Here is a 21,119-nt window from a genome sequence, read left to right as displayed (position 1 = left end):
CTATTTCAGGTTTTTATATTATTTTTTCTAATAAGATTCTGAAAATCAGAATAACTCACAAGAGGTTTTATTCACCTCTTTTTTTCTTTTGGTTTTTCATGGCTTCACCAATTTGATTACTGGCTGTAAAACTAGCCACCATATCGTTTAGCATATTGCTTCCTGCTTGCGGCGAGTTAGGTAATAAAATAAGGTTACTATTGGTTTCTTGCCCAATGGCTTGAAGTGTATCATAATGTTGTGTTACTACAATTAGCGCCGAGGCTTCTTGAGAATTAATACCAACTTTGTTAAGCACTTCTACAGATTCTTCTAAACCACGTGCAATTTCGCGACGTTGGTCTGCAATACCTTGCCCTTGTAAACGCTTGCTTTCAGCTTCTGCCTTAGCTTTTTCTACTATTAAAATACGTGCTGCATCACCTTCATATTGCGCAGCTGTTTTTTCTCTGTCTGCCGCATTAATCCTATTCATCGCTTCTTTTACTTGCGCATCAGGATCAATATCTGTAACCAGCGTTTTAATGATATCGTAACCATATTCCATCATGGCATCATTAAGTTCTGATTTTACTGCAATAGCGATATCATCTTTTTTTAAGAACACATCATCTAAAATCATTTTTGGTACTTCTGCACGGACCACATCAAAGACATAGGACGTTATTTGCTCGTGAGGATAATCTAATTTATAAAAAGCGTCTTCGACCTTATTTCTTATGACTTTATATTGAACTGATACTTTCAATTTAACAAATACGTCATCTTTTGTTTTGGTCTCTACTATAACATCTAATTGCTGAATTTTTAAGCTTAAACGACCTGCAACTCTATCTACTAACGGGATTTTTAGCTGTAAACCAGATTGACGAATACTTGTAAAACGACCAAAGCGTTCTATAATAGCGGCAGTTTGTTGTTTAACAACAAAAAAGGATGAGATTAAAATAAATAATCCAATAATTACAAATGGGATGAAAACGAAGCTCATAATTGTTTATTAAAATGGTTAAAAATAGAGTTACTAAATTAAGTTATATTTGTGCACTTAACCCTAAAATAGTATGAAAAAAATACAACTTTACCTATTAGTAGCATTATCAATATGTTTTGTTACAAAAAGTTTTTCGCAAAGAGGGAATTATAGAATTTCAAATGGTATTGGCATAACAGGAGGCGTTACTCAATTTGACATTGTTACTGATAATTTCACAACCAAATCTTCTAATGGTTTTATTGGTGGACTGAGCGCAACGGTTGATATTCCAAACCGATGGTACAACATGAGTTATGGCATGCAACTCTCAGAAAGCAACATTGAAATCTCGGGAAGACCTGCTCTAATTAGTACCGAAGAAGAATTTATTAAATACAAAATGTTTGCTGCCCAGTTAGCTTTGTTAGGGCATATAAAAGTGATTCCAAACCATTTAACTATTGATGTGGGCCCGATGTTACAATACAATGGCAGGTTAGAGATTAAGGACAAAAACCAAGAAGGTTACTTTATAAATAACTACACCAATTTATCTGCGGAAGACATCACCAATATTTCCCAATTTAATTTGAATGGGGCTGTAGGAGCATCATTAGGATTTAAAAATTTCAAGTTGAAGGCCCAATATCTTTATGGGTTTACTAATACTTTGAAGAAACTTGAAAATGAAGGTTTAGATACTCTAGGCGGTAATTCGCGTTTTAAAGGGAATCAAACGATGTTGGTTTTAGGGGCGACGGTTTCGTTTTAGGGTTAGAATATATACAACAAAAAAGCAAGCTATTTAGCTTGCTTTTTTGTTGGCTTCCACAATCGAAGTTGTAAATTTTCGCAATTCCTTTTGTGTTATGGTAATGACACGCTTTGTGTCATATGTATTAAATACTATCAATAGCCAGTTCTATTCGTCTAACCGTTGCATCTCTACCAATCATAAACATAATTTGGAAAAGGTCTGGACCTTTTAAATCACCAACTAAAGCCAAACGAAGGGGCTGCATCACTTTGCCGAAACCAATGCCTTTGTTGGTTATCCATTCTTTAACAACCGTTTGAAGATGTTCAACAGACTCTGCTTCTATATTGTTTATAACTGATACAAATTCTTTCATAATAGCATCTGTATCGTCTTTCCAAGCTTTTTTTGCTGCCTTTTCAACAAATGTTTTTGGTGCAGCAAAAAAGAAAGAACTAAGCTCCCAAAAGTCACTAACAAAAGTGGCACGTGGTTTAATTAATCCAACAACCAACGATATATAATTTACATCGATAGGTTCAAGCTCTGGATGAGCCGATTTAAATGCTTTTGCCAAGACATCATTATCTTGCTCTTGCATATAGTGATGATTAAACCACTTGATTTTATCGGGGTCGAAACGCGCACCAGATTTGTGTACTTTTTTCAAATCGAACGCTTCAATCAGTTCATCAAGAGTAAAAATTTCTTGTTCCGTTCCTGGATTCCAACCTAAAAAGGCTAAGAAATTAACCATGGCTTCCGGGAAATAACCATCTTCTTTATAACCTCTAGAAACGTCACCAGTTTTTGGGTCTGTCCATTGTAACGGGAATACTGGAAAACCTAATTTATCACCATCGCGCTTGCTTAATTTCCCTTTTCCTGTAGGTTTTAATATAAGCGGTAAATGTGCAAATTCTGGAGATTCCCAGCCAAAAGCTTTATATAATTGGTAGTGTAATGCCAAAGAGGGCAACCATTCTTCGCCACGGATAACATGCGAGATGTCCATTAAATGGTCGTCTACAATATTCGCTAAATGATATGTTGGCATGCCATCACTTTTAAACAACACTTTATCATCTAAAATATTAGTATCAATTTTAATATCCCCACGAATAATATCTTGTAAATGCAACGTTTCATCTTGAGGGGATTTAAAACGAATCACATAATCATCGCCAGCCTCTAATTTAGCTTGAACCTCGTCTGCGCTAAGCGATAAGGAATTACTCAATTTTAATCTGTTATGCCAATTGTAAATAAATGTTTTTCCTTTTGCTTCGTGGTCTTTTCTGTGAAAATCTAATGTTTCAGAAGTATCGAAAGCATAATACGCATTACCAGAAGCAATTAATTCTTCGGCATATCCCTTATATAAATGTTTACGTTCGCTTTGTCTATATGACTCTTTTGTCATTCCCTCGGAGGAGGGAATCTGTGGTCCTTCATCAAATTCTAATCCGCACCAATTTAAAGCGTCTATAATATATTGTTCTGCACCTTCAACATATCTATTTTGGTCGGTATCTTCAATTCTTAAAACAAACGTTCCGTTATGTTTTTTAGCAAATAAATAATTGAATAAAGCGGTACGAACTCCGCCTATATGTAAAGGTCCTGTTGGGCTAGGTGCAAAACGCACACGAACATTTTTGGTCATGTTTTGTAAATTTGCAGCAAAGATATGTATTAAGACAGAAGACAGAAGCCAGAAGACAGAAGTTTTTTGCTTTTTATTAAATAGATGGCCTTAATTAACACTTAATTATAAAACCCGTAAAAAATAAAATTGTAGTTTAGTAAGTTGAAAACACTAATATTGAAGAGGTTTTACCCAAATCATGAATAACTTTAAAACCATACAAAACAAATTAGAGGCATTTATTAGGCGATATTATACGAATGAGTTGCTTAAAGGAACCATTCTGTTCTTCGCTATTGGTTTACTGTACTTTCTGTTTACGCTTTTTATAGAACACGTTTTATGGTTGAATACAACCTTTAGAACGGTGTTATTTTGGTTATTTATTACAGTTGAATTTGGCTTGCTCATCAAGTTTATTTTTATCCCATTGGCAAAATTGTTTAAACTTCAAAAAGGGATAAATTATAAAACAGCTTCAAAAATTATTGGACACCATTTTCCTGAAGTGAATGACAAATTATTGAATGTTTTACAGCTTAATGAGAATGCTTCAAAATCAGAATTACTACTAGCTAGCATCGAGCAAAAGTCTTTAGAATTAAAACCTGTTCCGTTTAAATTAGCGGTTAATTTTAAGAAGAATATTGGGTATTTAAAATATGCTGCTATTCCTATCGCCATTTTATTGTTAACCTTTTTTACGGGAAATTTTGATTGGTTTAATGAGAGTTACAAACGTGTTGTTGATTATAAAACCGCTTACGAACCACCCGCGCCATTTCAGTTTTTTGTAGTGAATGACAATTTGAATGCTATAGAAAACAAAGACTTTAAGTTGATTGTAAAAACAGCAGGAGCCGTAACCCCAGAAAGTGCTCAAATAACCTATAATAACGAAACTTATTTTCTGCAACAAAAAGCTGTTGGCGAATTTGAATACGTATTTACCCAACCGAAAGAGGCCATTACATTTCAGTTATCGGCCAATGATGTAACCTCAAAACCCTATACGATGGATGTTATTGAAACACCGTCGCTATTAAGTTTTGAAATGGTTTTAGATTATCCAAATTACACTAAAAAGAAAGATGAAACCTTAAAAAGCACAGGTAATGCTTTAGTTCCAGAAGGCACACATATTAAATGGAAACTTAAAACTAAATCTACAGATGCCGTGTTTTTATACGCTAAAGACACCCTTGCTTTTAGTTCTGATGAAGCCAGTGTTTTTGAAGCCTCTAAGCGCGTGTTTAATAATTATGATTACACGTTAAGTACCAGCAATAAAAAACTAAAAGACTACGAGAATTTAGCCTTCAGTATTGATGTGGTAAAAGATGAATATCCAGAAATCAATTTGAAAGTTGAGAAAGATAGTTTGGATTTGCAGACGCTTTATTTCTACGGACAGGTGAGCGACGATTATGGTTTTAGCAAGTTGCAATTGGTTTATTATCCCTCAGAAGATGAAAAAAATAAACAGTTTGAAGCTATTCCAATTTCAAATTCAAACATTGCAGAATTCATCAGTGCATTTCCAAATAATTTGAATATTAAAGAAGGTGTTCCTTATGAATTATACTTTCAAGTAATTGATAATGATAGAGTTAATAGGTTTAAAAGCGCAAAGAGCAGTGTGTTTACCTATCGAAAACGTACTAAAGACGAAGAAGCACAAAAGAAACTTGAAGAGCAAAGCGAAACGATTAAAGATTTAAATAAGTCTTTAGAAAAGTTTGATGAGCAAGAGAAGAAATTAGAAGAATTAACCAAAACTCAAAAGGAAAAATCGAGTTTAAATTTTAATGATAAAAAGAAGTTAGAATCATTTTTTAAGCGTCAGAAACAGCAAGACGAGATGATGAAAAATTTCAATAAAAAATTAAAAGATAACCTACAAGAGTTTCAAAAAGAAAACCCAAAAGAAGATCAGTTTAAAGAAGATTTAAAAGAGCGTTTAAAGGACAACGAAGAAAAGCTCAAAAGAGATGAAAAGCTTTTAGAAGAAATAGAAAAACTTCAGGAGAAAATTAATAAAGAAGACTTAATTCAAAAGTTAGATGAGCTTGCCAAACAAAATAAAAACAAAAAACGAAGCTTAGAGCAACTCTTAGAATTGACCAAACGTTTTTATGTTGAAAAGAAGTTAGAAAAGCTCAAAGATGATTTAGAAAAGCTATCAGAAGAACAAGAGAAACTATCTAACAAGTCTGAGGAGGAAATCACCAAAGACAAGCAAGACGAATTGAATAAAGCATTTGAAGACTATAAAAAGCAAATAGAAGAACTCGAAAAAGATAGTAAGGCTTTAAAAAAGCCAATAGATATTCCTAGAGATAAATTAGATGAAAAGGAGGTTGAAAATGAACAGAAAAAAGCATCGGAGGAATTAGATAAAAAAGAAGAAGAGCCGCAAGAACCTCAAGATTCTGATCAAGAAAAAAAGGAACAAGAAGAAAGTAAAAAACAAAATTTAAAAAACGCTCAAAAAAGCCAGAAGAAAGCGGCTAAAAAAATGAAGCAAATGAGTCAGCAAATGCAAAGTGCTATGCAATCGAGTGGTGGCGAACAAATGCAGGAAGACACAGACATGCTAAGACAGATTTTAGACAATCTTGTCTTGTTTTCTTTTGACCAAGAAGCGCTCATGGATCAATTTAAATCTATCGATGTTAATCACAATAAATTTGCAACCTATCTTAAAAAACAAAGTTATTTAAAAGAACATTTCGAACATATTGATGATAGTTTGTTTGCCTTATCGCTCCGTCAACCAAAGTTATCGGAGCAGGTTAATAAAGAAATTACCGAAGTGTATTATAACATTGATAAGGCCTTAAATTTATTAGCCGAAAATCAATTGTATCAAGGGGTTTCCAATCAACAATTCACTGTTACAGCAGCCAATAATCTTGCAGATTTTTTAAGTAATGTGTTAGACAACATGCAAGAAAGTATGAGTATGTCTGCAGGTAAAGGAGGTGAAAGCGATATGCAGTTGCCAGATATTATTATGAGTCAAGAAGAGCTCAACAAGATGATGGAGCAAGGCATGAAAAAAGGAGAAAAAGGAAGTCCTAAAGACGGCGAAGGAAAACAAGAAGGTGAAGGAGAGAAAGAAGGGGAGAAGGGTGAAGATGGAAAGTCAGGTAAGGAAAAAGGTGACCATAAAGGAAAGGACGGTCAACAAACTGGTGGGGAAGGAGAAGGTACTAATGAAGACCAAAACGGATTACTTTACGAAATCTACCAACAACAACAACAACTAAGACAAGCGCTTCAAGATAAAATAGCTAAAGAGGGTATGGGCGGAAATGGTGATGCATTGGTTAGAAAAATGGAAGACATTGAATTGGATTTATTGAACAAAGGATTCACGAATCAAACACTTCAAAAGATGATGGAACTGAAACATCAATTATTAAAATTAGAGAATGCTACGTTTCAACAGGGTGAAGATAATAGACGAGAATCTGAAACCAATAAAAATAGATTCGATAATAACTCAAATAATCAAATACCAACCGCTAAACAATATTTTCAAACAACAGAAATATTAAACAGACAAGCTTTACCTTTGCAGCAAGTTTACAAAAATAAAGTACAAGAATATTTCAAAAAAGCGAATGATTAATTTCAATTACGAAACCGATTTTAAGTTGGAATCAGAGGAGCAGATTTCAAAATGGATTACTGATGCAATTGCTTCTGAGGAATACAAATTAGAGGAGATTAACTATGTGTTTTGTGACGACGATTATCTTCATAAATTAAACGTGGAATTTTTAAAACATGATACTCTAACCGATATTATTAGTTTTGATTATTCAGTCGGAAAAATTATACAAGGAGATATTTTCATTTCTGTTGAAAGAGTAGCTGATAACGCTAAAGATTTTGGTGTTTCAATTGAAGAAGAATTGTATCGAGTTATGATTCATGGTGTGTTGCATTACTGTGGGTACAAAGATAAAACGGATGATGATGCAAAGGAAATGAGGGCAAAAGAAAACCACTACTTATCTCAATTAGTTTAGGATTAAAGATTTCATCGTATATTTGCAAACTCAAAATTACAATGTGTTCCACGTGGAACACATTGTAGAATTAAATAAATAATGTCAGGTAGAGCGCTCCCAATAGGTATAGGGATGAAACCTTTTGATATTAATAGAAACAGTAATTATGTTTAACGAAGTTTATGATGTTATAGTTGTAGGAGCGGGTCACGCAGGAAGTGAAGCTGCTGCGGCTGCTGCAAATATGGGAAGCAAAACGCTACTTGTTACCATGAACTTACAGAACATTGCACAAATGTCTTGTAATCCTGCTATGGGAGGTATTGCTAAGGGGCAAATTGTGAGAGAGATAGATGCCCTTGGAGGGTATAGTGGTATTGTTTCTGATACGTCTGCTATCCAATTTAAAATGCTGAATAAATCTAAAGGACCTGCCATGTGGAGTCCGAGGGTGCAGAGTGATAGAATGCGATTTGCTGAAGATTGGAGATTGCTTTTAGAGGGCACACCTAATCTTGATTTTTATCAAGAAATGGTTTCTGCACTGATAGTGGAAAATCACAAAGTAGTCGGGGTAAAAACATCATTAGGAATTGAAATAAAAGCGAAGTCTGTTGTCTTAACTAACGGTACTTTTTTAAATGGATTAATCCATATAGGCGATAAGAATTTTGGTGGAGGACGAGCAGGTGAAAGAGCTGCAACAGGAATAACAGAACAGCTTGTTGATTTAGGTTTTGAGTCTGGTAGAATGAAAACAGGAACTCCTCCTAGGGTTGACGGAAGGTCTTTAGATTATTCTAAAATGGCCGAGCAGCCTGGAGATGAAAACCCTGAAAAATTCTCATATTTGGATATTACAAAACCACTCGTAAATCAGCGTTCTTGTTATATGACTTACACAAGTCTTGAGGTACATGATTTGCTTCGCGAAGGTTTCGATAGGTCGCCTATGTTTAATGGTAGGATTAAAGGTTTGGGTCCAAGGTACTGTCCATCTATTGAAGATAAAATAAATCGTTTTGCAGATAAAGATAAGCACCAATTGTTTATTGAACCAGAAGGCTGGAACACTTGCGAGGTTTATGTAAATGGGTTTTCTACATCCTTACCAGAGGATGTGCAGTTTAAAGCATTGCGTTCTGTTGTTGGTTTTGAAAACGTGAAATTTTTTAGACCAGGGTACGCTATTGAATATGATTATTTTCCGCCTACGCAACTAAAGCATACGCTAGAAACTAAACTTGTTGAAGGTTTGTATTTTGCTGGCCAGATTAATGGAACAACGGGTTATGAGGAGGCTGCTTCCCAAGGGTTAATGGCGGGTATAAATGCAAGTTTAAAAGTAAAAGAAAAAGACCCTTTTACTTTAAAAAGAGATGAGGCATATATAGGTGTTTTGATTGATGATTTGATTACTAAAGGGACTGAAGAACCTTATCGTATGTTCACATCACGTGCAGAATATAGAACTTTATTGCGTCAGGATAATGCAGATAAACGATTAACGCCAAAAGGATTTGAATTGGGATTAGCTTCTGAAAAGCGTTTAAAACGCATGGAAGAAAAGCATGAAGCTGCAGAGAAATTTGTTAGGTTTTTTGAAACTGAAAGTGTCAAGCCAGAAATTATAAATCCGATTTTAGAGTCTAAGAAATCAGCACCTGTTAAACAATCCGGAAAGCTTTTTAAAGTATTTGCTAGACCAAATATTGAGATGGATGATATTAGAAAAGTAGAAAGTATAGAATCTTACATTCAAGATAATAATTTGGACAGGGAAGTGATTGAGCAAGCTGAAATCCAAGTGAAATATGCTGGATATATTGCTAAAGAAAAGAACAATGCTGACAAATTAACGAGATTAGAATATGTAAAGATTCCTGAGAATTTTGACTATTCACAAATCAAATCGATGAGTTTTGAAGCACGAGAAAAGTTGAAAAAGATTCAGCCCGCTACGGTATCTCAAGCATCTAGAATTAGTGGTGTTTCACCAAACGATATATCCGTATTATTGGTTTATATGGGGCGCTAAGTCGATCATGGACGTTTGAAATTTGATATGTTCCACGTGGAACATGTTTTTTTTCCTAGGATTAAAATACAATAATATAGCCAATTGTAAGTTGTGATGTCACGCTGAGCTTGTCGAAGCGCACAACATAAAATAAATAGAACTGTTGGTTAAGGAAAGTCTTCGACAAGCTCAGACTGACAAATATTATATCATTTGTCAAACATTTATAAGAGGAAACCCAAGATAAGTTTTAGTAAATAGTTTTTAAACATTCGTGTATTCGTGGCTAAAGAAAATTTAAAAGTAAAAGACCACTCCGTTTCGGGAGAGGAATTCATATTAATTCAGAATCCTGAATACGGTTTTCTCGAAACTTCGCCACAACCATCAACAGATAAATTACCGGAATTTTATAAAAGCGAAGATTATATTTCGCATACAGATTCTAAAAGAAATCTATTCGAAAAAATATATCACCTAGTTAGAAGAATTTCACTTAATAAGAAATTAAAGTTAATTAATTCGTTTGCTTCTGAAGATAAAAATATTTTAGATGTAGGATGTGGGACAGGCGATTTTTTACAAACGGCACAACAAAACAGTTGGATTGTTTCGGGAATAGAACCTAATGATCAAGCCCGAGAAATTGCCAATAAAAAAACGAATAATTCGATTTTTGAAACGGAACAACTTTCAAAGTTTAAATCAAATAGTTTTGATGTGATTACACTTTGGCATGTATTAGAACATTTGCCAAACTTAGAAGATCATATTCACATCTTTAAAAAACTTTTAAAACCAAATGGGACTTTAATTATTGCTGTTCCCAATTATAAAAGTTACGATGCAAAATATTATAAACAGTTTTGGGCAGCTTATGATGTGCCGAGGCATCTTTGGCATTTTAATCAGGATTCCATTTCAAAATTGGTTTCAAAACAATCTATGGAAGTTATAAAAGTAAAACCAATGTTGTTTGATGCGTATTATGTTAGCTTACTTTCTGAAAAGTATAAGTCTGGAAAAATGAATCCTATCAACGGGTTTTGGATTGGATTGCTTTCAAATATTAAAGCGCTAAGTACAAAAGAAGCTTCATCTTTAATTTATATCATTAAAAACAGTTAAAATCGATTTCTATTTAGCACAGTCTTTCTTCTTGCAAGCAAATACCCAAATACTAGTCAATTTTATTAAAGTGCTTTAAATCGCTTTATTCGCATTCATTTTTAATAGGGATTAACTATTGTTTTCTATTTTTACTATAAGGGTTCATTATATGTTAAAATCAGAATAATTCCGCTTCATTTTAAAGCTTACTTTATTACATTTGTTCGGATTTAAAAAATCAACAAAAACAATCAACAAATAAAATAGCAGATGAAAAACATAATTTATGTTGCCTTAGCGATGCTTGTATTAGCATCATGTGAAAAACCAAATAAAATTGGTTTTGTAGATAACGGAACCGTTATAAACGATTTTCAAGAAAAGAAAGATTTAGAAGCAAAATTTCAAGTAAAAGAAGAAGCTTTTAGAAAAAGAGCTGATAGTATCGGGCAAGCGTTTCAGGCAGAAGCACAAAAAGGACAAGCAGAAGCTCAAAGAATTGCAAGAAGTAACAGAAAGAAAGCTGAAGAACTTATGGGCGGTTTGCAACAAAAGCAACAACAATTACAGCAACAAATGCAAATAGAGCAACAACAATTAACGCAAGCGTTCCAAACTGAAATTGATTCGGTTATTGTTAAGGTTAAAGACTTTGTAAAAGACTATGGAAAAGCTAACGGTTACAACTTTATATTAGGGACCAGTGATGCTGCTGCAACGGTTATGTATGGAGAGGAACAAAATGATTTAACACAAGTAATTTTGGATGCTTTAAATGCAGAGTATAAAAAAGAAGAATAGATTTAAATAATTGATATTCAATACGCTAAAACCTTGTTTGAAGAAATTCTGCAAGGTTTTTTTATGGAAATTAATCTGCTTTCTTATGAAGTAACCGCGTAAGTTTAATAGATAAATCCGTTAAAATTATTTTAGAATTACCGTTACGCTCAATATGATAAATAGCATCTTGTAATTCATTACTAATATCCATGATGTTATTACCATGTACAAAAGGCGCAAAATTTTCTAGTTTAAATTTTTCGGTTTTGGGTTCAAAAAAGACTAGATCTGTGGCGTTATAATTTAAAAGTAAGGCTTGACGAAAAAAGTCTAAACAAAAGTTCAAGAATTGTTTTTGGGTTTCTCGACCTGTTTTAGCAATATCTTCACTCCAAGAAATTAAATCGTGAATAGCCGCTTTGTTGCCTTTGGCTTTAAAGGCGCTACGAATCCAGAAAATAAACCAAGTTTCAAATTGAATATCTTCAGAGTCTTGATATACTAGGTCGCAGGCTTTATTATAATTTCCATTAGACTGGTGCGCTATTTTTGTGGCTACGCCAATATCTATATTATACTGTTTTACTAAAGCATTTTTTATAACGTCTTCTGCCAAAGGCGGGAAATGTAATATTTGGCAACGCGAACGTATCGTATTAATAATTTGCTCTTCATCTTCAGCAACTAAAATAAAAATAGTTTTACTTGGTGGTTCTTCAATCAGTTTTAAAAGTTTGTTGGCAGAGGCGGTGTTCATTTTTTCTGCCATCCAAATCAACATCACTTTATAGCCACCTTCGTAAGATTTCAGCGTAAGCGATTTCACAATATTATGTGCTTCTTCAACACCTATTTGTCCTTGTTTGTTGTCAACACCAAGTAGTTTGTACCAATCAAAAAGATTTCCGTAAGGCTGTTCATTTAAAAGTTGTCGCCATTCTTCCAAATAAAAACTAGAAACCGGTTTGCTTTTTACTTTATCGCTCGTGGTTACCGGAAATGCAAAATGTAAATCGGGATGCGAAAAGTTTTTAAACTTCAAGTTACAGGCATCGTTTCCAGAAGTATTTTCACCTCCAGAATTTGAGCATAAAATATATTGCGCATAAGCTAAAGCCATAGGTAAAGTCCCAGAACCCTCATTACCCACAAATAATTGTGCATGCGGAACCCTGCCATTATCTACACTTTGCGTAAGGTGTTTTTTAATGTGTTCTTGACCTAATATGTCTTCAAAAAGCATAAAACAAACCTACATAAATTTTTACTAATAAATAAAGAGTCAAACATTAAAAACACAATAAAGCACTCTGCATTTTTACGTATTTAAAAAATCTTTACTAGCTACATCGTTTTCGTTAAAAATCACATTTTAAATGGTTTTTTAATTAGTTACATTTGTAAATTAAATACTTAAAAGACAAATATATATACATATGAAAACGCTTAATGATTTTAATTTCGAAAACAAAAAAGCATTAATTAGAGTAGATTTTAATGTGCCATTAAATGAAAAATTTGAAGTTACCGATGCAACAAGGATTGTATCCGCAAAACCTACTATTATTAAGATTTTAGAAGACGGCGGAAGCTGTATTTTAATGTCGCATTTAGGGCGTCCAAAAGGATTTCAAGAAGAATTTTCATTAAAGCATATTGCTGGTAAAGTAGAAGATATTTTAGGCGTAGAAGTAAAATTTGTTGCAGATTGTATTGGAGAAGATGCTGAAGCGGCGGCTGCAAGCTTGGAACCAGGACAAATTTTATTGCTAGAGAACTTACGTTATTATAAAGAAGAAACCGCTGGTGATGTTGGCTTTGCTGAAAAATTATCAAAATTAGGCGATATTTATGTTAATGATGCTTTTGGTACTGCGCATAGAGCACATGCATCTACAACAATTATAGCTCAGTTTTTTGAAGGTAAAAAATGCTTCGGAAATTTATTAGCTCAAGAAATTGAAAGTATTAAAAAAGTTATGGAAACAGGCGAAAAACCTGTTTTAGCTATTCTTGGTGGTGCAAAAGTATCCTCGAAAATTACCATTATTGAAAATATTTTGGATAAAGTAGACCACTTAATTATTGGTGGAGGTATGGCGTTTACTTTTGTTAAAGCGCAAGGCGGAAAAATAGGAAATTCTATTTGTGAAGATGATAAAATGCCTTTGGCTTTAGAAATCTTAAAACAAGCAAAAGCAAAGAATGTACAAATTCATATTCCGGTTGACACCATTGCTGCTGATGATTTTAGTAACGATGCTAACACACAAACTGTTGATATTAATGAGATTCCTGATGGATGGGAAGGTGTTGATGCTGGACCAAAATCTAGAAAACAATTTCACGATGTAGTGATGCAATCGAAAACTATTCTTTGGAATGGCCCATTAGGCGTTTTTGAAATGGAAAGTTTTGCTGGAGGAACTATTGAATTAGGAAACTCAATAGCTGAAGCCACTAAAAATGGTGCATTTTCACTTGTAGGTGGCGGGGATTCTGTTGCAGCAGTAAAACAATTTGGTTTTGAAGATAAAGTAAGCTACGTAAGTACTGGTGGTGGTGCCATGCTTGAAAGTTTAGAAGGAAAAACATTGCCTGGAATTGCTGCTATTTTAGAATAGTTAGCAAAAAACAGCATAATAGAATAAAATGGATGCCAAGTGCATCCATTTTTTATTCAATGACTTTAAGGGTCGAGTGGCCTCTGATTATGATTGAGTCAAAGGGATTGAAAATTGATAGGGATTGGGCTGTGTTTTATATGCATGTTGGCAGTAGTTTTTATTCCTTTTTTTAGTTTATTCTATGTGAATTTTATTTAAAGCCTATAATAATTCTAAATTATATTGTATATTTACAATTGACAAGACGTAAAAATACAATAATGGAGGTTAAGACAAAAACAGGGAATTCAAATAAAAAAAAGGGTGCAGTAAAAGTAAAAGTTGCTAGAAAGGGTGCGACTCCTGCAAAACATAGTAAGTTTTCGCCATCTTGGGTTGTTGTACACTCTAAAGATGCTCCTGGATTCAAATTGGAATTAATAGGTCGTATTAGAGAAGGTGTTAAAAAGTCAGATTGGAAAGAATTGATTCAATACACAGATTCTACGGAAAAAGAGTTCGAACATATTCTTCCTGCATCTATAAGTAGTATGCAAAAGAAAGCTGTTTACGGAAAAGAGACGTCTGAACGAATTTATGAATTAGCTAGATTATTTGGATTAGGTTATGAGGTCTTTGATTCCAAAGAAGATTTTAAGAAATGGTTAATGACTCCATCGAAAACTCTCGGTAATAAAATTCCATTTGAGCTACTTGACAGTAGTTTTGGTTTTGAAATGGTGGAAAACGAAATCATTAGAATTCAATATAACGTTTACAGCTAATGATTGTCTACAGAATAGCTAATGTAAAACATAAAGACAAAACATTATCAGGAATTGGTGCTGAAAAAGTTGGCGGAAGATGGAATTCAGTTGGTACGAGAGCTGTTTATTGTTCAGAAAATATTTCATTAGCGTTATTAGAATATTATGTTCATTCTGAAAACATTGCGTATTTACCTAAAGAAATATTAATTGCAAAAATTCAATTTCCAGACGAGTTTTTAATAGAAGAATTAAAAGAACTTCCTGAAAGATGGAATCAATATCCATATTCTTCCAAAACAACAGAGGTTTTTACTGATTTAGCAAAAGACCGAAATAGATTTGCTTTAAGAGTGCCATCTACTATTGTCGGTCTCGAATCAAATATTATTCTAAATCCTTTATTTAAAGAATTTGGAAAAGTTGAAGTAGTCGAGTTTATTGAATTACCAATTGATGAAAGGCTAAAAAAAGATAAACGATAATAATCTAGATTTTGCCTTGGGTTTTAATGCCAACTCGTTATATGGTAAATTTTTTGTTACCGTTATCCCATAAAGATAATTAAGTTTTCCTGCGGGAAATAAATAATTTCCAACAAAAACTATCAGGATTTTAAATACTATTTATCATGGCGAATCAAGATTTTATTCGTGATGTGGCAATCTGTTTGTTGAAATCTATAAACTTCAATTTAAATCAAAAATCAGTGTTTAATTAATCTAAATTTAGATATAACTTAAATTAAGTTTTCTAATTCCCCTAAAAAATACGAATTTAGCCATAACACCGTTCAATAATCAACGGAATTGATTTTATGGCTTTTCGATTTTTTACAATCCTATTACTTCTTAATATCGGAACTTGTTTTTCGCAAGTTCAGGACACTGTTTATGTACAACACCAACCCATTAAAGACTCTTTAATTGACGGCATTTCCCAAAGCATAAAATCTATTGAAGTTGAAGTGGATAGTGCTTCAATAAAAAAAAGAATAGAAGCCATTGCGTATGCTAACAAATTAGACGAACAATGGTATGCGGAATTGTACAACAACACCCTGTTCGATTCTATTTATAATTCAGTTACTGAATTAAATTTCGAACCCGTTGACTACCCAGAATTACCCACAGATACGCTTAAAGCCAGACTTAAAAAACTTGATGCAAGAACGCCTTTTAATGTAGCATATAATCCATCTTTAGAAAGTGTTATAAAATCGTATTTAAAACACAGGAGAAAATCAATTCAAAAGTTAATCACCTTAAGTGCGTTTTACTTTCCGATGTTCGAACGTGAATTAGACCTTTACGACATTCCATTAGAAGTTAAATATTTAGCCATTGTAGAGTCGGCATTAAAACCCAGGGCAAAATCTAGAGTAGGCGCTACAGGGTTGTGGCAGTTTATGTTTAGCACAGGTAAAATGTATGGTTTAGATGTAAGTAGTTATGTTGACGAACGTAGCGACCCCATAAAATCTACCGAGGCCGCAGCAAAATACTTAGCCAAATTATATAAAATATTTGGGGATTGGGATTTGGCTTTAGCGGCGTACAATTCGGGCCCTGGTAATGTTTCTAAAGCCATTAGGCGCTCTGGAGGTTATAGGAATTACTGGAATATAAGGCATAATTTACCGCGAGAAACAGCGGGTTATTTACCAGCATTTTTAGCCAATATGTATATTTTTGAGTACGCCAAAGAACATGGTTTTAAACAATACAAACCCGAATCTGCTTATTTTGAAACAGATACTGTTCTTGTTAAACGTATGATTACGCTCGACCAAGTGTCGGAAGTAACAGGAACCCCTATTGAAAAACTTCAATTTTTAAATCCGTCTTATAAATTAGATATTATTCCTTTTATTAAAGATGAAAATTATACGTTGCGATTACCCATAGATGTTGTTGGGGATTTTGTAAATAATGAGGAACAAATTTATGCCTTCGCTAAAGCGGAATTTGATAAACGCGAAAAACCCATGCCTCAGTTTTTTGAAGCAAAAGATAAAATAACCTATCGTGTAAAGTCTGGAGACTATCTAGGGAAAATATCTAGAATCTATGGTGTTAGAGTTAGTAATATAAAAAGATGGAACGGGTTAAGAAGCAATAATTTAAAAATAGGCCAACGATTAACTATTTATCCTACAAAGCCTCATGTGGCTGCTAAGTCTTCCACGAAAGCGATAATAAAACCAAAACCCATTTCTGGGGAAGTGATTACCTATGTGGTTAAAACTGGAGACTCACTTTGGAGCATTTCTCAAAAATTCCCGGGAGTTTCTATTCAAAATATTAAAGATTGGAACGGTATTAGCGGTAGTAAATTAAAACCCGGAATGAAACTTAAAATAGCCAAAGGGTAAATTCCTAAAACTTGAGCGTATTATGCGATATATTATTTTTTCAGTAGTATCATTAATAATTTTAATGTCTTGTGTTGACAGCAATAAACCAAAAGAAAAATTTCTTCCAGATGCATCGGGAGCTATTAACAATGTATCTGTTGTAACAGAAAACGAGATATGGGACGGTCGCGTAGGTGAAGCCATAAGAAACGTACTCGCACAACCCATTTACGGATTGCCACAAGATGAACCCACATTTACTATTAGTCAAATTCCGACTGCTGTATTTTCAGGTTTTGTTACTAAAAACAGAACGGTTTTAAAGATTGAAACCAATAAAGAAGCGGGTATTGAAATTTTAAAAGATGCCTACGCTAAGCCTCAAAAAGTTATTGTAGTTTCTGGGAAAACAAAAGAAGAGATTATTAATGTTCTTAATGAAAATGAATCAAAAATAATTGAAACATTTAGAAATGAAGAGCTTACAGAACGATTAAGGCAAATGGCTAAATCGCCACATAAATTCAGTGCTATTAAAGAAAAATTTGGTCTAACAATTCAGTTTCCATCTATATATGAAATCGTTAAGGAAACAGACAATTTCTTCTGGTTTTCAAAAGACATCACCACGGGGTCGTTGCATTTAATGTTGTATGAGTTGCCATATGATGCCATAAAACGTAATGATAGCACGGTTGCACAAATTATAAAAATTAGAGATTCGATAGGGGAAATAAATGTTCCTGGACGTATAGAAGGATCCTATTTAATAACCGAAAAAGCCTATACGCCATTCCATAACAACGTTATAATAGATAACAAACCGACTTTAGAAACAAAAGGTATTTGGGATTTACAAGGTGCTTTTATGGCGGGCCCGTTTATTAACTATGCTATAGAGGATAAAATTAATAAACGTTGGGTAGTTGTTGAAGGCTTTGCATTTGCACCATCAGTTGAAAAACGAAACTATATGTTAGAAGTTGAAGCGATTATTAAATCGGTTAAAATAGATTGATACCTAATAAGCCTCAAAAATTTTCATAAAAAAAGACCAACACATCGTGTTGGTCTTTTAAGTATAAACAAAATTAGTTTTACTCTTTTTTGTCGTCTGCGGATTCTTCCTCTTTACTAGCATCTTTAAATTCCTTGATGCCGCTTCCTAATCCGCGCATTAATTCTGGTATTTTTTTACCTCCAAATAATAATAAAACAACCACAACAATCAATGCTATTTGCCAAGGTCCTATTGCTAATGGTAACATATATAAGCTCATAATAATTATTTTAAAAAACAAAGTTAATAATTTAAGTTTAATAAACGCGATTTAAGGCTAACTTTAGCATATTGTTAGGGTAAACTCATTTTTAGAAAATAGAAAAAATCAAGATGAGTTATAGGTATATCATTTTTTAGTTTTAGTAGTGTATTACTAGCAAAATAGTTCTAAAATAAAAGAATGATTTTGCCCTGAGCATATAGTGGGTTTAAAATAATAATGGATTAAAATGTTATACTTTATCTAAAGACCAACACTATTTAATAAATTCTATTATTTTTGTTTTAACATGAAGGACAATAAAAAGAAACCTAAAAAAATAAAAAGAAAGTTACTTGATAAGTACCGATTAGTCATACTTAACGAAAACACTTTCGAAGAGCGCTTATCATTTAAGTTAGCACGGTTAAATGTTTTTGTGCTGTGTTCGTTACTAGTTATTTTTTTAATAGCATTTACCTATCTATTAATAGCGTTTACACCGCTTAAGGAATATATCCCTGGATACTCATCAACAGCATTAAAAAAGAAAGCCACAGCATTAAGTTATAAAACCGATTCTTTACAGCAAGTCATAATTATGAACGACCGTTATTATCAATCTATAAAAAAGGTTTTAACAGGCGATTTGAGCGTTATAGATTTTAATAAAGATTCTATTATTCAATCGGTTAAATTGGAAGCTAGTGAAGTTGATTTAAATCCAATAGCCGAAGATTCGTTGTTACGTGAAAAAGTGGATAAAGAAGATAAATATAATTTATTCGAGTCGGCAACAACAGCAACCAATTTTGTCTTATTTCCACCAGTAAGTGGTACTATTAGCGAGCATTATAATGCCAAGGAAAAACATTATGCAGTAGACATTGTAGTTGCAAAAGACACCCCTGTAAAAGCTACTGCAGACGGCATTGTTATTTTTGCTGAATGGACTGCAAGTACGGGTTATGTTATTATTATTGAACATAGTTATGGGTTGATTTCAATTTACAAACACAATGCCGCGTTATCAAAAGAACAAGGCGATTTAGTTAAAGCAGGAGAGGTTATTGCTACCGCAGGAAGCACAGGAGAATTATCAACAGGGCCCCATTTGCATTTTGAACTTTGGAACGATGGATACCCTATCAACCCTACAAATTTCATAGATTTTAAATAAATGTTGTCTCCTCAAGCGCAGTCGAGAGGTTATAAATAAAAAGTAATAAAAAAGGTTTCAAACTGCGCCCGACCACACTATTGTTTAATATCGATAAAATCATGATATCACTAAAATCTGCCTTAGCAAAACCTTTTGCAAAACGTGTTTATAAGCGTGTTCAAAAATGGGCAAATAAACCTATAGAAACCCAGAAGAAAGTGTTTCAAGACTTAATTTCAGAAGCCACTAGTACTGCGTTTGGAAAAGACCATGATTTTATTAGCATAAACAATCATGAAGATTTCGTAAAGCGTGTTCCAGTTAGAGATTATGAAGCTCTTAAACCTTATGTAGAAAAAGTAGTAGCTGGAGAAAAAGATATTCTTTGGCCCGGTAAACCCATTTATTTTGCAAAAACATCTGGAACGACGTCAGGTTCCAAATATATTCCTATTACAAAGGAAAGTATGCCGAGTCATGTTGAGGCGGCTAGAAATGCCATTTTAATGTATATTCATGAAACTGGAAACGCAAAATTTGTTGATGGTAAAATGATTTTTTTACAAGGAAGTCCAATTCTTAAAGAGCAAAATGGGGTGCAATTGGGACGTCTGTCGGGTATTGTGGCACATTATGTGCCTAAATATCTGCAAAAAAACAGGTTGCCATCTTGGGAGACTAATTGTATTGAAGACTGGGAAACCAAAGTGGATGCCATTGTTGAAGAAACCCTTCCAGAAAATATGACCATAATTTCTGGAATCCCATCTTGGGTGCAAATGTATTTTGAAAAACTTCAGCAAAAGACAGGTAAAAAAGTAGGGGATATTTTTAAGAATTTCAATTTATTCATTTTTGGAGGCGTTAATTATGAACCCTACAGAGCTAAATTTGAAAATTTAATTGGTAGGAAAGTCGATAGTATAGAATTATATCCCGCAAGTGAAGGTTTTTTTGCTTTTCAAGATAAGCAGCATGAAAAAGGGATGTTGCTTCAACTTAATTCTGGTATTTTTTATGAATTTATAAAAGCCGATGAATTTTTCAACAAAAACCCAAAACGAATTACCATAAAAGATGTTGAATTAGGTGTAAATTACGTCATGATAATTTCAACAAATGCTGGGCTTTGGGCGTATAATCTTGGTGATACCGTTGAGTTTACATCCACAAAGCCCTATCGTGTTATCGTTTCAGGTCGGATAAAACATTTTATTTCGGCTTTTGGCGAACATGTTATTGGCAAAGAAGTAGAACAGGCCATGCAAGACGCCACATTAAACACTAGCATTCGTGTTTCAGAGTTTACGGTAGCACCACAAATTAACCCAAAGGAAGGATTGCCGTACCATGAATGGTTTATTGAATTTGAAAACGAACCAGATAATCTTTCCGCTTTAGCGAAAAAAATTGATGAATCCCTTCAAAAACAGAACACCTATTATTTTGATTTAATTCAAGGTAATGTCCTTCAGCCTCTTAAAATCACTAAAGTTAAAAAAGGCGGATTTCAAGAATATATGAAATCTGTTGGTAAACTGGGTGGGCAAAACAAATTACCAAGATTATCGAACGATAGAAAGATAGTTGCTAATTTCCCGTATGTAAATTAATGCAAATAGTATTATATTTGGCACCACCAAATTAAAC

General features: G+C 33.5%; 17 protein-coding genes. 13 read left to right on the top strand and 4 right to left on the bottom strand.

Annotated features, from left to right (window positions below):
- Window positions 1-67: 67 nt before the first annotated feature.
- On the bottom strand, window positions 68-991 hold the full coding sequence (locus ABD935_RS07030) for an SPFH domain-containing protein (RefSeq protein ID WP_345191038.1): 924 nt from the start codon (window positions 989-991) through the stop codon (window positions 68-70).
- Between the two features lie 73 nt (window positions 992-1,064).
- On the opposite strand from ABD935_RS07030, the gene ABD935_RS07025 reads away from it, so the two are divergent.
- Window positions 1,065-1,748 carry a hypothetical protein gene (locus ABD935_RS07025; protein ID WP_345191036.1) on the top strand — a complete coding sequence of 228 codons (684 nt, stop codon included), beginning with the start codon at window positions 1,065-1,067 and terminating at the stop codon, window positions 1,746-1,748.
- A 127-nt stretch (window positions 1,749-1,875) separates the two neighbouring features.
- Here the strand turns inward: ABD935_RS07025 and gltX are convergent, their stop codons facing one another.
- The gene (gltX, locus tag ABD935_RS07020) at window positions 1,876-3,399 is read right to left on the bottom strand and encodes a glutamate--tRNA ligase (protein WP_345191035.1); all 1,524 of its coding nucleotides are present in this window, start codon (window positions 3,397-3,399) and stop codon (window positions 1,876-1,878) included.
- 181 nt (window positions 3,400-3,580) lie between these two features.
- Here gltX and ABD935_RS07015 point away from each other — a divergent pair, with 181 nt between their 5' ends.
- From ABD935_RS07015 to ABD935_RS06995, 5 genes are all read left to right on the top strand, one after another.
- Entirely contained in the window at window positions 3,581-7,018 is a 3,438-nt protein-coding gene (locus tag ABD935_RS07015) for a DUF4175 family protein (RefSeq protein WP_345191034.1), read from the top strand.
- The gene (ybeY, locus tag ABD935_RS07010; RefSeq protein WP_345191033.1) at window positions 7,011-7,421 is read left to right on the top strand and encodes an rRNA maturation RNase YbeY; all 411 of its coding nucleotides are present in this window, start codon (window positions 7,011-7,013) and stop codon (window positions 7,419-7,421) included. The genes ABD935_RS07015 and ybeY overlap by 8 nt, the downstream gene beginning before the upstream one ends.
- A 148-nt stretch (window positions 7,422-7,569) precedes the next feature.
- On the top strand, window positions 7,570-9,441 hold the full coding sequence (mnmG, locus tag ABD935_RS07005) for a tRNA uridine-5-carboxymethylaminomethyl(34) synthesis enzyme MnmG (protein ID WP_345191031.1): 1,872 nt from the start codon (window positions 7,570-7,572) through the stop codon (window positions 9,439-9,441).
- Window positions 9,442-9,705: 264 nt separating this feature from the next.
- Window positions 9,706-10,551 carry a class I SAM-dependent methyltransferase gene (locus ABD935_RS07000; protein ID WP_345191030.1) on the top strand — a complete coding sequence of 282 codons (846 nt, stop codon included), beginning with the start codon at window positions 9,706-9,708 and terminating at the stop codon, window positions 10,549-10,551.
- 252 nt (window positions 10,552-10,803) lie between these two features.
- The gene (locus tag ABD935_RS06995; protein ID WP_345191029.1) at window positions 10,804-11,334 is read left to right on the top strand and encodes an OmpH/Skp family outer membrane protein; all 531 of its coding nucleotides are present in this window, start codon (window positions 10,804-10,806) and stop codon (window positions 11,332-11,334) included.
- A 70-nt stretch (window positions 11,335-11,404) separates the two neighbouring features.
- Here the strand turns inward: ABD935_RS06995 and ABD935_RS06990 are convergent, their stop codons facing one another.
- The gene (locus ABD935_RS06990) at window positions 11,405-12,559 is read right to left on the bottom strand and encodes a DNA polymerase III subunit (RefSeq protein ID WP_345191028.1); all 1,155 of its coding nucleotides are present in this window, start codon (window positions 12,557-12,559) and stop codon (window positions 11,405-11,407) included.
- A 193-nt stretch (window positions 12,560-12,752) separates the two neighbouring features.
- On the opposite strand from ABD935_RS06990, the gene ABD935_RS06985 reads away from it, so the two are divergent.
- The 5 genes from ABD935_RS06985 (at window position 12,753) to ABD935_RS06965 (ending at window position 18,063) form a co-directional block, all read left to right on the top strand.
- Window positions 12,753-13,940 (top strand): phosphoglycerate kinase, encoded by a 1,188-nt coding sequence (locus ABD935_RS06985; protein ID WP_345191027.1) that lies wholly within the window; start codon window positions 12,753-12,755, stop codon window positions 13,938-13,940.
- Between the two features lie 263 nt (window positions 13,941-14,203).
- Window positions 14,204-14,707 carry a type II RES/Xre toxin-antitoxin system antitoxin gene (gene parS / locus ABD935_RS06980; protein WP_345191026.1) on the top strand — a complete coding sequence of 168 codons (504 nt, stop codon included), beginning with the start codon at window positions 14,204-14,206 and terminating at the stop codon, window positions 14,705-14,707.
- Entirely contained in the window at window positions 14,707-15,174 is a 468-nt protein-coding gene (locus tag ABD935_RS06975) for an RES family NAD+ phosphorylase (protein WP_345191025.1), read from the top strand. Before parS ends, ABD935_RS06975 begins: the two co-directional genes overlap by 1 nt.
- Before the next feature lie 332 nt (window positions 15,175-15,506).
- A complete protein-coding gene (locus ABD935_RS06970) occupies window positions 15,507-17,063 on the top strand; it encodes a lytic transglycosylase domain-containing protein (protein WP_345191024.1) in 1,557 nt (518 codons plus the stop codon).
- Between the two features lie 22 nt (window positions 17,064-17,085).
- A complete protein-coding gene (locus ABD935_RS06965; protein ID WP_345191023.1) occupies window positions 17,086-18,063 on the top strand; it encodes a DUF4837 family protein in 978 nt (325 codons plus the stop codon).
- 79 nt (window positions 18,064-18,142) lie between these two features.
- On the opposite strand, the gene tatA is transcribed toward ABD935_RS06965, so the two are convergent.
- Window positions 18,143-18,325 carry a twin-arginine translocase TatA/TatE family subunit gene (gene tatA / locus ABD935_RS06960; protein ID WP_345191022.1) on the bottom strand — a complete coding sequence of 61 codons (183 nt, stop codon included), beginning with the start codon at window positions 18,323-18,325 and terminating at the stop codon, window positions 18,143-18,145.
- A gap of 292 nt (window positions 18,326-18,617) precedes the next feature.
- On the opposite strand from tatA, the gene ABD935_RS06955 reads away from it, so the two are divergent.
- Entirely contained in the window at window positions 18,618-19,487 is an 870-nt protein-coding gene (locus ABD935_RS06955; RefSeq protein ID WP_345191021.1) for a M23 family metallopeptidase, read from the top strand.
- A 101-nt stretch (window positions 19,488-19,588) separates the two neighbouring features.
- Window positions 19,589-21,082 carry a GH3 auxin-responsive promoter family protein gene (locus tag ABD935_RS06950; protein WP_345191020.1) on the top strand — a complete coding sequence of 498 codons (1,494 nt, stop codon included), beginning with the start codon at window positions 19,589-19,591 and terminating at the stop codon, window positions 21,080-21,082.
- Window positions 21,083-21,119 lie beyond the last annotated feature (37 nt).

Origin of the sequence: Algibacter agarivorans, from assembly GCF_039543245.1 — a bacterium.
Taxonomy (GTDB): Bacteria; Bacteroidota; Bacteroidia; order Flavobacteriales; family Flavobacteriaceae; genus Algibacter_G; species Algibacter_G agarivorans.
This window is presented reverse-complemented; position numbering and strand designations above follow the sequence as displayed.

What these genes read in the sequence shown, in the direction of transcription:
- ABD935_RS06970 (WP_345191024.1), top strand. Translation starts at nt 15,507, where the DNA reads ATGGCTTTTCGATTTTTTACAATCCTATTACTTCTTAATATCGGAACT.
- ybeY (WP_345191033.1), top strand. Translation starts at nt 7,011, where the DNA reads ATGATTAATTTCAATTACGAAACCGATTTTAAGTTGGAATCAGAGGAG.
- ABD935_RS06950 (WP_345191020.1), top strand. Translation starts at nt 19,589, where the DNA reads ATGATATCACTAAAATCTGCCTTAGCAAAACCTTTTGCAAAACGTGTT.
- ABD935_RS06985 (WP_345191027.1), top strand. Translation starts at nt 12,753, where the DNA reads ATGAAAACGCTTAATGATTTTAATTTCGAAAACAAAAAAGCATTAATT.
- ABD935_RS06995 (WP_345191029.1), top strand. Translation starts at nt 10,804, where the DNA reads ATGAAAAACATAATTTATGTTGCCTTAGCGATGCTTGTATTAGCATCA.
- tatA (WP_345191022.1), bottom strand. Translation starts at nt 18,325, where the DNA reads ATGAGCTTATATATGTTACCATTAGCAATAGGACCTTGGCAAATAGCA.
- gltX (WP_345191035.1), bottom strand. Translation starts at nt 3,399, where the DNA reads ATGACCAAAAATGTTCGTGTGCGTTTTGCACCTAGCCCAACAGGACCT.
- ABD935_RS07030 (WP_345191038.1), bottom strand. Translation starts at nt 991, where the DNA reads ATGAGCTTCGTTTTCATCCCATTTGTAATTATTGGATTATTTATTTTA.
- parS (WP_345191026.1), top strand. Translation starts at nt 14,204, where the DNA reads ATGGAGGTTAAGACAAAAACAGGGAATTCAAATAAAAAAAAGGGTGCA.
- ABD935_RS06965 (WP_345191023.1), top strand. Translation starts at nt 17,086, where the DNA reads ATGCGATATATTATTTTTTCAGTAGTATCATTAATAATTTTAATGTCT.
- ABD935_RS06975 (WP_345191025.1), top strand. Translation starts at nt 14,707, where the DNA reads ATGATTGTCTACAGAATAGCTAATGTAAAACATAAAGACAAAACATTA.
- ABD935_RS06990 (WP_345191028.1), bottom strand. Translation starts at nt 12,559, where the DNA reads ATGCTTTTTGAAGACATATTAGGTCAAGAACACATTAAAAAACACCTT.
- ABD935_RS06955 (WP_345191021.1), top strand. Translation starts at nt 18,618, where the DNA reads ATGAAGGACAATAAAAAGAAACCTAAAAAAATAAAAAGAAAGTTACTT.
- mnmG (WP_345191031.1), top strand. Translation starts at nt 7,570, where the DNA reads ATGTTTAACGAAGTTTATGATGTTATAGTTGTAGGAGCGGGTCACGCA.
- ABD935_RS07025 (WP_345191036.1), top strand. Translation starts at nt 1,065, where the DNA reads ATGAAAAAAATACAACTTTACCTATTAGTAGCATTATCAATATGTTTT.
- ABD935_RS07015 (WP_345191034.1), top strand. Translation starts at nt 3,581, where the DNA reads ATGAATAACTTTAAAACCATACAAAACAAATTAGAGGCATTTATTAGG.